This window comes from Maribacter sp. MMG018, from assembly GCF_018100785.1.
Lineage (GTDB): Bacteria > Bacteroidota > Bacteroidia > Flavobacteriales > Flavobacteriaceae > Maribacter.
This window is the reverse complement of the sequence record NZ_JAGJEC010000001.1, coordinates 1,042,662-1,055,191: the sequence shown is the minus strand read 5'-3', so window position 1 is coordinate 1,055,191 and position 12,530 is coordinate 1,042,662. Positions and strand designations below refer to the sequence as shown.

The following is a 12,530-nucleotide window of genomic DNA, read 5'->3' as shown; positions in this document are numbered from 1 at the left end:
GCTTTTTTAATTTTTAGTCAATTCGTTCAGTAGTGAATTATCCTTGTCCTTTTTAATTTCTACCAGTTGGTCTACATACTCGTTGGGTACGGCAATAGATAGTACATAATGGGCAATTTTCCAGGTACCATTCTCTTTTCTCAATACACCAGACCCTCTACATAGTTTCATTTGGGTATCTAAAAGCTCATCGAACCATGCAAGATCATGGGTATCGTTCAAGTATATATTTCGCTCTACGGCCGTAAAACTCCAAGCCCTTCCTTTATCAAAATGAGGTTTTGCATAAGCCTTAAATTCCTTTAACCCCCAATTTTCCATGGCATCGGTACCGATAAAAACAGCATCGTCGGTCATGAGTCCAAAATAAGCATCAAAATCAGCATTGCCAGCCGCCGAATGCCACGCATCCAAAGCTTCTGCAACTTCCGCCTTATCCGTATCCTGAGCCGTCGCCAGCATAGCACATAAAAATAGTAAATAGCTAATTTTCTTCATTCGAAATTAAATCTTGAGGTAAGGTATTATTTACGACTACATTAAACTGATCACGCATAATATTAAAGGCTTCGATCATTTCTTCAATGCTATTTTGGGGATCCTGCCTATATGCCAAATTTCCCTTTATCTTTAGAATGTAGGTTTTAAAAACCTTTTGGCGGCCTTTTACCTGAGGGATATCCAATTCTTTCGGATAAACACTTTTCTCAAACAACTTTTGTTTCTCTATCAATTCCTCTATTACCAATATCAAATCTTCTGTATTTTCAACCGTATATAAACGATCAAAACTTATTTCCAATTCTTTGTATTCCTTCCACTCGGCAACCAGCTCCATGGCTTTAGGACTTAAGGTGATTTTTTTTGGGAATTTATCCACCATCACGTTCCAATCGGAGGTTTGCCCGGCAACAGTCTCCGAAGCATTCTCTTTGCACGACCCTAAAAGTAGAACCAAAGAAATAAAAAAGTAGATTTTAGGCATAGAACGAATGTACAAATTTTAAGAAAAGTTATCTTTACCGAATTAGCTATTTAACTTCTTTTTTTAATGGAGAAATACATTTTGATTATAGGTGCTTGTGGGCAAATAGGAACGGAGTTGACTATGACCCTAAGAAAAAAATACGGCAACGACCATGTCATAGCAAGTGATATAAGGGAGGGTAACGAAACATTGATGAATTCGGGACCTTTCGAAATCTTGGACGCTACCGATTCCAATGCTTTAGAGGAGATAATCGCCTACTATGAAATTAGTGAAATATACCTGATGGCCGCCATGTTGAGCGCCACGGCAGAGAAATTTCCAATGCGCGCATGGAACCTTAATATGAACTCTCTTTTCAATGTACTGAATTTGGGCAAGGAAAAGAAAGTGGACAAGATATTCTGGCCTTCCAGTATTGCTGTTTTTGGACCCAATACGCCCAAAGAAGCTACCCCGCAAAACACGATTATGGAACCTAGTACCGTTTACGGTATTAGTAAACAATCTGGAGAACGTTGGTGCGAGTATTATTTTAAAAACTTTGATGTTGATGTACGCAGCATTCGTTATCCCGGCCTGATCAGTTGGAAAACCATGCCAGGTGGCGGCACCACAGATTATGCCGTAGAGATCTACCATAAAGCACTTGAAGAAGGCACCTACAACTGTTTTTTAAAGAAGGACACTGTACTGCCCATGATGTATATGGACGATGCCATAAAAGCAACCCTACAGATTATGGAAGCCGATGCCGAGGACATTAAAGTACGCTCGTCGTATAATTTGGCGGCCATGAGCTTTAAACCCGAAGATATCGCCCAAAACATTCAACAGCATATTCCTGATTTCACCATTACGTACGAACCCGATTTTAGACAAGCAATCGCAGATTCTTGGCCCAGTAGTATCGATGATTCGGATGCCCGCGCAGATTGGGGATGGAAAGCGGACTTTGATCTAGATAAAACGACCGCTACAATGCTGTCAAACCTAAAAAAGAACAAAGCAGAAGCAGAATAAGAATACGGTACCCGACCACAAATTGGGTACCGTTTATTCACTTATTTTGATATCGCTTTTTAGTTCCAGTATTTTTTTGACAAACGATTCATTCGTCAGTGGACTTATATAAATTTCGTTATAGGTATCGTACTTAACAATGAGTCCTTTTCTAGAGGTCGCTGGCCTAAAACCTACCCAGAGGGTCTTTCCTTTTACAATTTCGGTAATGCGGTCTAAACGGATTTTTCCGCGGATCGGTCCGCTTCTGTAAGTAAGGCCTTCTTTGCCCAGTTCATAGTAAGTGCCAAAATAAAACCACAATAATGCCAGGCAAACACCGATTACAATAGGCAAGGTCCAATATTCATCGGGATCCATTTCTCCCTTTAGAATACCTGTAACCGTTAATACCAGCATTAAACCGCACGTACCCAATATCACCAAACTGAACAAGGTGTCTTTCTTACTCTTGAATTTCACGGGAATGGTTTTTTATCCGCTGCACCCTACCATACCAAAATGATTTACAGCGGTTTGTTGTTTATTAAAATGAAAGTTAGAAATTTTTACTTAACTAATAAAGAAAGTTGCTCTCATTAGATTTTTCTAAAAATCAGTCATTCCAGAAAAGTACGTATAGTAGTATGACCATAACCCTATTTGTCGCAAGGGCAATGGCCCTAGAAAACTAGGGCCCGTAATATGTTTGTAATGATATTATCACCATAGCGGTGGCGACCTGTGTTAGTCCTCGTCGTCACCGTCTACCATGTCTTTTGGGTTGGGTGCTATTACCGCTTTTGGGTCGTCATCGTCAAAATCCTCATAGTCATCCTCATCATAATTCTCCATAGTATACTCTAGCTTGGCACTGATCTTTACCAAATACTTGGTATCCTCGGTCAACACCTCTACTGCTTCTATACGTTCTCCTTGGGCATTTTTGAACGAGATAATATTTCTGTCATCATACCCATCGGGGTATCTTTCTACCAAAAGTTTCAATACCTCGGGGGTCAATTTCTTAAAATCAACAATGACTCTTTTTAAATGTGCATTCTTGTCCATAGCTATAAGTCCAAAAGGTATGCGAAAATTAATGGTGCAACAATGGTCGCATCACTCTCGATAATGAATTTTGGGGTATTTATATCCAATTTTCCCCAAGTGATCTTTTCGTTGGGCACAGCTCCGGAATAAGACCCGTAACTGGTAGTAGAGTCGCTTATTTGACAAAAGTAGCTCCAAAAAGGAGTATCTGTACGTTCCATATCTTGATACAACATGGGCACTACGCAAATAGGAAAATCACCGGCAATACCCCCTCCTATCTGAAAGAAGCCTATTCCCTTTTCAGAATTATCGGTATACCAATCGGCCAAAAACGTCATGTACTCAATACCCGATTTCATGGTGCTGGCCTTTAAATCCCCCTTCATTACATAAGACGCAAAAATATTGCCCATGGTACTGTCTTCCCATCCCGGACATACGATCGGCAAGTTTTTCTCGGCAGCGGCGTACATCCAAGAATCTTTAAGGTCTATTTCGTAATACTCTTCCAAAACACCCGAAAGCAACAACTTGTACATAAACTCATGTGGCAAGTAACGTTCGCCTTTATCATCGGCAGCTTTCCATATCTTAAAAATATGATTTTGCAACCTACGGAAAGCTTCTTCTTCGGGTATACAGGTATCGGTAACCCTGTTCAATCCTTTTTCCAATAAATTCCATTCGTCCTGCGGGGTGAGGTCACGATATTCCGGTACGCGCTTGTAATGCGAATGTGCCACCAAGTTCATGATATCCTCTTCTAAATTAGCCCCTGTACATGAAACAATATGCACTTTATCTTGACGGATCATCTCTGCAAAAATTTTTCCCAGTTCTGCCGTACTCATAGCACCTGCCAACGACACCAACATTTTGGCCCCGTTATCCAATTGTGCTTCGTATGCCTTGGCGGCATCTACTACTGTAGCGGCATTAAAGTGCAAATAGTACTTCTCTATAAAATTAGAGATAGCTCCCTTATTCTTCATCATCATTAAATTTTAAACTGTTGCTGGATTTATAATCTACATCGTAGGTATTGTCATAATTATCCTCTACTTGTTGCCCCATAAACTTATAGCTCAACATTTTGTAGTATAGTTTTGCCGCCAAAAAGTCTGACGACTTGTCGGCAGGGTTAGGGCAAAGTTCTACAATATCAAAACCGACCACATTTTTTTCTTCGAACACCTGTTTCAAGAATTCCAACGACTCGTACCATAAAAGACCGCCCGGTTCGGGTGTACCCGTAGAAGGCATAATAGAGGGGTCCAGAGCATCTAGATCAAAGGTTATGAAGACATTATCTGTCATGGTATCTATTACCTTGTCCATCCAATACTCATCGGCTACCATATCATGGGCGAAGAAGGTTTTTTCCTCGTCCATAAACGTTTTTTCAATGGCATCCATAGAACGGATACCCACTTGTACCAAATTCGTAGTTTGGCTTGCTTCGTGTACGGCACAGGCATGGTTACACTTGGTACCTTCATAAGATTCTCGCAAATCGGCATGCGCATCGATATGTAAAACCGTAAGGTTGTCAAAACATTCGCTAAAGGCCCTTATACTGCCTATAGAGATAGAATGTTCACCTCCGAACAATGTAACGAACTTATTGCGTTTAATATAGTCTTTGGTCACCTTATGCACTGCATTTACCATTGCCTCTGGCGAGCTGTTCTCGGTAATGGCGTCCGCCAAATAAACCCCTTGCTCATACACCTCTGTATCGGTTTCTATATCATAAAGCTCCATATTCTCAGAGGCTTCTAAAAATGCATCCGGCCCCTTGTCGGCACCCTTGCCCCATGTACTTGTTCCGTCATACGGAACGGGTATCAAAATAACCTTGGCGGTTTCCAATTGTGCGAATGTATCAGGGATACCCGCATAATTCTTCGATGTACTCATTACTTAAAATTTTAATTGGTTTAAAGTTAGATTGGTATTTCTTCCATTATAATGGGCTCTTTCTCTTTTTCTACCTTACTTTCATAACCCAGTATTTTTAATAGGTCGTCCGATTTTTGTTGTGGGTTAAAGAGTGTTGTGATCATATTGCCTTCTTCGTCCTTATCTATAAGAATATGTTTGGGCTGTGGTATTAAACAATGTTGCAAGCCACCATAACCGCCTATAGTTTCTTGGTACGCACCGGTATTAAAAAAACAGATATATAAAGGTTTGTCCCTTTTATATTTTGGCAGATATATAGCGTTCATGTTCTGCTCGCTATTGTAATAATCATCGCTATCACATGTTAGTCCCCCTAACAGCACACGTTCATACTCATCGTGCCAACGGTTTATCGGCAGCATAATAAAACGTTTGTTTATGGCCCATGTATCGGGTAAGGTGGTAATGAAGGATGAATCTATCATATTCCATTTTTCCCTATCGTTCTGTTGCTTCTGGTATAGTATTTCATAAATGGCCCCACCACTCTCGCCAACCGTAAAACTTCCAAATTCGGTAAATATATGGGGGACGGGCACATCTGCCTCTGCGCAGGCAATATTGATCTGGTTTAAAATTTCATCTACCATATACTGATAGTCGTACTCGAAAGCCAATGAGTTCTTTATGGGGAAACCTCCCCCAATATTTAAACTATCCAAAGAGGGGCACATCTTTTTTAGGCGCACATACACCTTAAGGCATTTTGCCAGTTCGTTCCAATAATAGGCATTGTCACGAATACCGGTATTGATAAAAAAATGGAGCATTTTCAACTCTACCTTATCGTTATCCTTGATCTGGTTTTCATAAAAAGGCACTATACTCTTGTAACCAATACCTAACCTAGAAGTATAAAACTCAAATTTAGGTTCTTCTTCGGATGCAATACGGATACCGACCTTAAAGGTATCCTCTATACCACGTGAAAGAAGCTCTATCTCCTCATAATTATCTATAACGGGAATACAATTGCTATGCCCTTCATTGATCAACCTAGCAATATTATCTATGTACTGGTCTCGCTTAAAGCCATTACAGATCACAAAGGCATTATCCTTTAACTTTCCATCTTTCTTTAACTGCTCTACTATATTGATATCAAAGGCCGAAGAGGTTTCTATATGTATTTCGTTCTTAAGGGCCTCGTGCAGTATATGTTGAAAATGCGAGCTTTTTGTACAATAACAATAATGGTACTTGCCCTTATAATTGTTTTTTTCGATGGCATTTGCGAACCAATTCTTGGCTCTACTTATATTCTCCGATATTTTGGGCAAATACGTGAATTTTAAAGGGCTACCATATTCTTCCACCAATTCGTTCAGGGGAATGTCGTGAAATCTAAGAAGGTCTCCGTCAAGATTAAATTCTTCTTGCGGAAAAAAATAAGTTTGATCGATCAGATCAATATATTTAGTATTCATTTAAGAACAGCAATTATTAAGATTGAAAATTCGTTTAAAAATTGATGCGCAAGGCTCACTTTATGTTAAGAAAACATGATGGCTACGATCAAAATCAAATACGAATCTGTTCCCGGGTAGTAGGAATGAAAAAATAGATGTGCTGACTTTGCACAATAGAAGTATTAAAATCGGAAGTTAGCTTTAAAATTCGGTCGCTCATCTCATAAGCTGCCCTTGGGTTTGACTTCCTAATTCCCAAAAGCCCGAACATAGAAACAAATTGCATTATGTTCAGCTAAAAGCCTAAAACTTATAGTTAGAGTATCCTCTAATTTAAAGGGACAAATGAAAACAAAAAAAATGAAAAAACAACCCTTTTCTTTTAAAATACGCCAAATGGACAAAAAAAATTCGAACATTAACAAATCTCCAATTAAAATTCACGTAAAATGTTTATTATCAATCCAGTAATTAGTTATTTTTAATCCTAAAACTATACTAATGAAATATTCAAAACCACGATTTATACCTTACTTTATTGTCTTTTTGCTCATTACCATCACGGTAAAGGCCCAAATTCCATCGGGCATCTATGTTTCGGACACCGGAAATGAACGTCATGAGATTAAAATTAATGGAGATTATATAATCTATAACGTATATAAAACTTCTCCGGCTACCTTTATAAAGACCGTGGGCGGATTCTTTACCATAAACGACGACGTACTAAAAGTATCCTTAGAGTTTAATTCGAACTATGAAAAAGACCAACTGAAGCAATTGGAGATTCCCTTTATGATCGATAACGAGTTATTGACCTTAAAGGAAAAACCGACACTTATATTCCTAAAAATGGAAAGCCTTCAACAAGACCTGGACGGACAATGGCTATTTGCCACCAGAGGGCCAGATACCGGCCAAGAAAGAAGAGGAGAAGAAAACCCAAGAAAAACATTGAAGTTTTTAAAGGACGGATATTTTCAATGGGTCGCCTATCATACCGAGACCATGAAATTTTCTGGAACGGGAGGAGGTAGCTATACGGCCGAAAATGGTGTTTACACAGAGAACATCGAATTTTTTTCAAGAGATAATTCCCGTGTAGGGGCCAGTCTTAATTTTAATTACGAGATCAAGGGAAATGATTGGCACCACACCGGCAAAAACAGCAAGGGAGAGCCTATGTACGAGATTTGGGCCAAAAGAAATTGAACATATCAACAAAACACCAACTTTGATGTGGTGTAGATTGATAAAAAATTATATTTTTGCGTGCCTATTTGGCCTCGTAGTTCAATGGATAGAATAGAAGTTTCCTAAACTTTAGATGCAAGTTCGATTCTTGCCGAGGCTACTTTTTATTTTTAAACCGTTTTATAAAAAAACAGCACCTACTAAAATTAAGTAGGTGCTGTTTTTTTATTTTAAACAATTCTCGTCATCCTATTGTCCCCAGGTCCCACACAAGGGGAAGGAGAAAATAAACGAACGCGGTCAGCAACGCTATGGAAATGAGGTTTAGCCATATTCCCTTGTTTACCATATCGCTTATTTTCAGGTAGCCAGACCCAAATACGATGGCATTGGCGGGTGTTGCCACCGGTAACATAAAAGCACAGGATGCGGCCACGGTGGCACCGATCATCAGGTAATAGGGGTGTACCCCCAAGACCGGGGCCAATGATATAAGCACAGGCAACAACATCGCTGTCGTGGCTATATTAGAAGTCATTTCGGTCAAAAAGTTGACCGTGGTTATCAATATCAACAACAGGACTATAAAGGGAACCGTCTTTAAGGCCATCAATTTGGACCCGATCCACAGGGCCAATCCACTACTTTCAAATCCCGACGCCAGGGCCAAACCGCCCCCGAACAGCAATACCACTCCCCAAGGGAGCTTGACCGCATCTTTCCAGGTAAGCAAAGGTTCCCCTTTTTTACCGGAAGGTATTATGAACAAAAGAACAGCCGATATGATACTTATGATCGTATCGTCCAGTGATGGCATTATTTTCTGAAGCAAAAAAGAGCGAGAGATCCATGCGGATGCGGCAATAAAAAAGATCACAAGAACCCCTTTTTCCTCATAGGACATTTTGCCCAAGGACTTCAATTGTGACTCTATCTCCTCCCGTCCGCCCGGAAATGCCTTTTGCCTGAACTTAAAGGCGAAGCTTGTCAAATACTTCCAACATACGAACAATAAGATGACAGCTATCGGAAAACCAAAAACGAACCATTGCGAAAAGGTGATCTCTTTCTCGAAGGTGGTCTGTACTACCCCTACCAGGACAAGGTTCGTAGGGGTGCCGATCAAAGTGGCGATGCCCCCGATGGACGCACTATAGGCTATGGCCAACATCAAAGCTTTTCCAAAAAGGACATTCTCGTTCTCTATGGTGTTCGGGTTGTCCTTTAATTGGGTAACAATGGCCATGGCCATGGGCAAGATCATCACGGCCGCCGCCGTATTGGAGATCCACATCGACAAGAGTGCCGTGGCTACCATAAAACCAAGAATGATCCTATTGATATTGGTTCCCACCAATTTGATTATGGACAGGGCTATCCTCTTATGGAGGTTCCATTTTTCTATCGCTATGGCCAAGATAAACCCTCCTATATAAAGATAGATGTACTTATGCCCGTAGGATGCCGTGGTAGCGCTCAGCTCCAACCCGCCCGAAAGCGGAAAGAGAACAATGGGCATCAAGGCCGTCACCATAATGGAAATTGCCTCCGTAACCCACCATATGGCCACCCAGGCCACCGATGCCAAAACCGCATTGGCCCTATCGCCCAACCCTTCCGGATGAAAGAAAAACAGAATATAAAAAAAAGCCAGCGGCCCTAGGACAAGACCTATCTTTTGTTTGGTAATTCGCATAGTTATCTTTTTAGAATATAATCGACCCCCGATTTCGCATGGATCTCGGTGGTATTAAAAACGGGGATCTCCACATCTTCCTGAAAAATCATCAGCGGAAACTCCGTACACCCGAGTATAACCCCTTCGGCCCCTTGCTGCCTTGCATTTTCTATGACATCCATCACGTAAGCCTTCGAAGAGGCCTCTACTTCCCCATAGGTGAGCTCTTCTATGATGATCCTATGTAGTTCATCGATTACCTCCTGTTCTTGCGGAACCAGTACTTCAATACCATTGTCTTCGATTCTTTTTGTGATAAAGGGTTCCTCCATACTGTACTTGGTACCGATAAAAAGCACTTTTTTCAAGTCTTTTTCTTTGATGGCCTTCGCCGTCGCATCGGCTATATGTATGATGGGGAAATCCAGTTGTTCCTGAACGGAACCATATACTTTATGGGGTGTATTGGCGCAGAAAAGAACAGCGCCCGCACCTGCTTTGTTAAGCGTCTTCCCCGCTTCCACCAACATATGGGCTATAGAATCCCATTTGTTCTCTATTTGAAAACGGTGCACCTCCGCTTGGTTAAGTGTATACACCAATAATAGAGGATTGGTATTGTTTCCATAGTGATCGTTCACCGATTGATTGATCATACTGTAATATTCTATCGTGGAGTGCCATGATGTTCCCCCAATCAATCCCAATACATTCATTTCCGAATCTATTTTTTCAGAACCGTTGGGTTCTGTTTTTTTATCCTTTTCAGGTTGATTGCAGGCTGTAAGTACCACAATCAATAAGCAATAGAGATATTTATTCATAAACCTGTGTCCTTTCAATCGTATCAATTTCCTTTACCGAGCAACTCCACCCATTGATTTCTGTATCCTGTATTCCGGACCCCATTGGAATGTGCCCTTTTTCCTTTTGGCACCTCTAGGTCAAAAGCATAAATGTGATCTTCGGGAATATTCATCGCCTTGTAGGTCTCTACTATAGTTGCCGCGGTAGGTTCCTCTACATGGTAGGTTCCGTACCAGCGATCAAGGGGCGTTTTGCTATTTTTAAAATACCAGTTGGCTATTTTGTCCTTAGCGGAATAGTCCCAACCCCCAGAAAAATCGATTACCCGGGCCACAACATGGGTCTTTGCTATAAAAGCGGACATTCCACCGCCTTGAGACTGTCCGGCAAGTGCTATCATGCTCCATTTTGGCTCACCATTTTCCAAGTAACGGCTCCAGTCCAGGTTTTTATCGTTCTTGGCCAGATACTCCAAAAGCTTTGTAAGACGGTTCAAAATGGCATCATAGGGCTTGTCATCGATAAGCTTAAACGTAGTGTCGCCATATACCCTTCTATTTCTAAATTCCTCGGCACAATCAGAGTTCGCTACCAGCGCATTCCCTTTGCATATGCGTGCGATCGCCGGAGTGTTTATATACGAAAGATTGATTACGGCATACCCTTGCTGAACCGCAGTATAAAAAAGCTGTTTTGGCCCCCTTAGGGCTATACCGTTCGTACCGGGAATAAAAAGCAACAACTTCCCTTGATCGTTGGTAGGATCGTACGCAACAAAGTGGGGCGTATCTGCATTTTCTATTCTAGGATCTGTTGTAGACGGTTTAATTTCAAACACCACGTTGGGTTCTGGAAACAAAGGAAATTCCTGTGCAAAAGAACAAAGGCTTTTGGATAAAAATAAAACAGTCAGCAACAAATGGTTTTTCATAATGCTATATCGGTGTTCGGTCCACTAAAAATTATCCAGAATCTTAGACAGCAATCAGTTCATTCCATTTATCAATAAAATCGGTACAGGCCTTGATCACATTTTTCGTATCCTTCTCGCCTCTTTCCACGGTAGCCTCCTTAGGGTCCAATTCTCCCCAAACGCCTGTTTTGGTCATTTCGATGGTAGATGTTTTTTTACCCGTTTCCTCGGCCTTTAAACCTTCGGAGAGAAACAATAATTTTTCGGTAGGTTCTTCTTTAATGACTGCGGGCACCATATTCGCCAAATGCTTTGGCAATGATAATTTAGTTGGTTTGGCTTTATCCAATTGTACCAAGCTTGGCATCAGGTACAGGGAATTGGATGTTTCTCCCGTACCGGCATGTCGATCCAGTGCCCGAGTCTCTTTTTCTTCCCCACTTTGTAGATAAGGTTTGATGGCAACGCCAAAATCTACCGCAACGGCCGAAGTCTTTTGGTTTATCTGATCTACCAAAAAAGTGGTGATCGCCGTGTTGCCCCCGTGGGAGTTCATCAACACAAAACGTTTGAACCCATGTTTTATAAGACTCTCTACGGTTTCCATATGTACACGCAGTATAGTTTCCGCACTTAGGGTAATGGTGCCCGCAAATGCCATATGATAAGGGGACTGGCCTGCCATTAACACCGGTGCCACTAAAATATCACGCTCTTGGGCTATAAGCTTACAAAGCTCTATTCCATTTATAAAATCGGTTCCAATGGGCAGGTGGCTCGAATGTTGTTCCAATGCTCCGATGGGAATAATCGCCATATCGGATCTCTTTAAAAACTCTTCCACTTCGGGGACCGTCATATGGGGCAAATAATTCTTGACCTTACTTTCTTTCCAAAGTGGGTTCGTTTGGGTAGCTGTCGTCATATATTGGGTAGTTAACTATAATAATCTGTATTTATAATTTGAATGAACGATGATGTCCATCCATAGTAATCGTTTTTAACGGTTCGGCATAATTACCTTTCATCGGGCATGTGGTCAGTCTTCCACTTCAACCACACATTCCACTTCAACGGCCTGTGCCCTCGGCAATGTTGCCACACCGATGGCCGCTCGGGCATGGATGCCCCTTTCCCCGAAAACCTCCACCATCAGATCCGAGAAACCATCTATTACCTTGGGTTGCTCTATAAAATCGGGTGTGGAATTTACCAGGGCCAAGACCTTTACGACCCTTTTTACTTTTTTTAGGTCGCCCAGCATCCCCTTAAGAACCGCAATCTGGTTGATGGCCGTTAAACGGGCCCCTTCATAGCCCTTTTCTATAGAAATATCATCTCCCAGTTTTCCGGTAATCTCCACTCCATTGGCGTACCTAGGTCCTTTTCCGGCCAAAAAAATAAGGTTGCCCGCACGTACACCGTTCACATAATTGGCCACCGGGTCAGGTGCCTTTGGTAACGCTATGCCCAAGTCTTTCAACCGGGCTTCCGGATCGTATACTATGTTTTCCATAA

The 12,530-nt window shown here is 41.4% G+C and carries 14 protein-coding genes and 1 tRNA gene; 3 read left to right on the top strand and 12 right to left on the bottom strand.

All coding sequences use genetic code 11. From position 1 onward, the window contains the following. Positions 1-6: 6 nt before the first annotated feature. Together J8L85_RS04575 and J8L85_RS04570 are read right to left on the bottom strand one after the other, a co-directional pair. On the bottom strand, positions 7-498 hold the full coding sequence (locus J8L85_RS04575) for a nuclear transport factor 2 family protein (RefSeq protein WP_211014986.1): 492 nt from the start codon (positions 496-498) through the stop codon (positions 7-9). After that, positions 485-985, bottom strand: a complete 501-nt coding sequence (locus tag J8L85_RS04570; protein WP_211014983.1) for a hypothetical protein — start codon at positions 983-985, stop codon at positions 485-487. The genes J8L85_RS04575 and J8L85_RS04570 overlap by 14 nt, the downstream gene beginning before the upstream one ends. A 66-nt stretch (positions 986-1,051) precedes the next feature. Between J8L85_RS04570 and J8L85_RS04565 the strand changes: the two genes are divergently transcribed. Next, positions 1,052-2,011 (top strand): NAD-dependent epimerase/dehydratase family protein, encoded by a 960-nt coding sequence (locus J8L85_RS04565; protein WP_211014981.1) that lies wholly within the window; start codon positions 1,052-1,054, stop codon positions 2,009-2,011. A gap of 33 nt (positions 2,012-2,044) precedes the next feature. On the opposite strand, the gene J8L85_RS04560 is transcribed toward J8L85_RS04565, so the two are convergent. The 5 genes from J8L85_RS04560 to J8L85_RS04540 form a co-directional block, all read right to left on the bottom strand. Beyond that, positions 2,045-2,473 carry a PH domain-containing protein gene (locus J8L85_RS04560; protein ID WP_211014979.1) on the bottom strand — a complete coding sequence of 143 codons (429 nt, stop codon included), beginning with the start codon at positions 2,471-2,473 and terminating at the stop codon, positions 2,045-2,047. A 264-nt stretch (positions 2,474-2,737) separates the two neighbouring features. Further along, positions 2,738-3,061 (bottom strand): hypothetical protein, encoded by a 324-nt coding sequence (locus J8L85_RS04555; protein WP_211014977.1) that lies wholly within the window; start codon positions 3,059-3,061, stop codon positions 2,738-2,740. Between the two features lie 2 nt (positions 3,062-3,063). Continuing rightward, on the bottom strand, positions 3,064-4,038 hold the full coding sequence (locus J8L85_RS04550) for a deoxyhypusine synthase family protein (protein WP_211016295.1): 975 nt from the start codon (positions 4,036-4,038) through the stop codon (positions 3,064-3,066). Further along, complete coding sequence (speB, locus tag J8L85_RS04545; RefSeq protein ID WP_211014975.1) at positions 4,028-4,966, bottom strand: agmatinase; 939 nt, start codon at positions 4,964-4,966, stop codon at positions 4,028-4,030. The genes J8L85_RS04550 and speB overlap by 11 nt, the downstream gene beginning before the upstream one ends. A gap of 26 nt (positions 4,967-4,992) precedes the next feature. Next, a complete protein-coding gene (locus tag J8L85_RS04540; RefSeq protein ID WP_211014973.1) occupies positions 4,993-6,438 on the bottom strand; it encodes an arginine decarboxylase in 1,446 nt (481 codons plus the stop codon). A gap of 483 nt (positions 6,439-6,921) precedes the next feature. Here J8L85_RS04540 and J8L85_RS04535 point away from each other — a divergent pair, with 483 nt between their 5' ends. Together J8L85_RS04535 and J8L85_RS04530 are read left to right on the top strand one after the other, a co-directional pair. Continuing rightward, positions 6,922-7,632 (top strand): hypothetical protein, encoded by a 711-nt coding sequence (locus J8L85_RS04535; RefSeq protein WP_247656552.1) that lies wholly within the window; start codon positions 6,922-6,924, stop codon positions 7,630-7,632. 70 nt (positions 7,633-7,702) lie between these two features. Then, a tRNA-Arg gene (locus J8L85_RS04530) sits at positions 7,703-7,774 on the top strand. A gap of 84 nt (positions 7,775-7,858) precedes the next feature. Here J8L85_RS04530 and J8L85_RS04525 read toward each other — a convergent pair. The 5 genes from J8L85_RS04525 to J8L85_RS04505 form a co-directional block, all read right to left on the bottom strand. Beyond that, entirely contained in the window at positions 7,859-9,310 is a 1,452-nt protein-coding gene (locus J8L85_RS04525; RefSeq protein ID WP_211014971.1) for a DASS family sodium-coupled anion symporter, read from the bottom strand. Positions 9,311-9,312: 2 nt separating this feature from the next. Further along, a complete protein-coding gene (locus J8L85_RS04520; protein ID WP_211014969.1) occupies positions 9,313-10,116 on the bottom strand; it encodes an amino acid racemase in 804 nt (267 codons plus the stop codon). A gap of 23 nt (positions 10,117-10,139) precedes the next feature. Beyond that, positions 10,140-11,030, bottom strand: a complete 891-nt coding sequence (locus J8L85_RS04515) for a hypothetical protein (RefSeq protein WP_211014967.1) — start codon at positions 11,028-11,030, stop codon at positions 10,140-10,142. 43 nt (positions 11,031-11,073) lie between these two features. Continuing rightward, entirely contained in the window at positions 11,074-11,937 is an 864-nt protein-coding gene (locus J8L85_RS04510) for a creatininase family protein (protein WP_211014965.1), read from the bottom strand. A gap of 114 nt (positions 11,938-12,051) precedes the next feature. Continuing rightward, entirely contained in the window at positions 12,052-12,528 is a 477-nt protein-coding gene (locus tag J8L85_RS04505) for a RidA family protein (protein ID WP_211014964.1), read from the bottom strand. Between the last annotated feature and the right edge of the window lie 2 nt (positions 12,529-12,530).

Bases quoted from the DNA above. Each gene is read 5' to 3' on its own strand.
- speB (WP_211014975.1), bottom strand. From the start codon at position 4,966: ATGAGTACATCGAAGAATTATGCGGGTATCCCTGATACATTCGCACAA.
- J8L85_RS04555 (WP_211014977.1), bottom strand. From the start codon at position 3,061: ATGGACAAGAATGCACATTTAAAAAGAGTCATTGTTGATTTTAAGAAA.
- J8L85_RS04550 (WP_211016295.1), bottom strand. From the start codon at position 4,038: ATGAAGAATAAGGGAGCTATCTCTAATTTTATAGAGAAGTACTATTTG.
- J8L85_RS04575 (WP_211014986.1), bottom strand. From the start codon at position 498: ATGAAGAAAATTAGCTATTTACTATTTTTATGTGCTATGCTGGCGACG.
- J8L85_RS04540 (WP_211014973.1), bottom strand. From the start codon at position 6,438: ATGAATACTAAATATATTGATCTGATCGATCAAACTTATTTTTTTCCG.
- J8L85_RS04535 (WP_247656552.1), top strand. From the start codon at position 6,922: ATGAAATATTCAAAACCACGATTTATACCTTACTTTATTGTCTTTTTG.
- J8L85_RS04520 (WP_211014969.1), bottom strand. From the start codon at position 10,116: ATGAATAAATATCTCTATTGCTTATTGATTGTGGTACTTACAGCCTGC.
- J8L85_RS04515 (WP_211014967.1), bottom strand. From the start codon at position 11,030: ATGAAAAACCATTTGTTGCTGACTGTTTTATTTTTATCCAAAAGCCTT.
- J8L85_RS04570 (WP_211014983.1), bottom strand. From the start codon at position 985: ATGCCTAAAATCTACTTTTTTATTTCTTTGGTTCTACTTTTAGGGTCG.
- J8L85_RS04510 (WP_211014965.1), bottom strand. From the start codon at position 11,937: ATGACGACAGCTACCCAAACGAACCCACTTTGGAAAGAAAGTAAGGTC.
- J8L85_RS04525 (WP_211014971.1), bottom strand. From the start codon at position 9,310: ATGCGAATTACCAAACAAAAGATAGGTCTTGTCCTAGGGCCGCTGGCT.
- J8L85_RS04505 (WP_211014964.1), bottom strand. From the start codon at position 12,528: ATGGAAAACATAGTATACGATCCGGAAGCCCGGTTGAAAGACTTGGGC.
- J8L85_RS04565 (WP_211014981.1), top strand. From the start codon at position 1,052: ATGGAGAAATACATTTTGATTATAGGTGCTTGTGGGCAAATAGGAACG.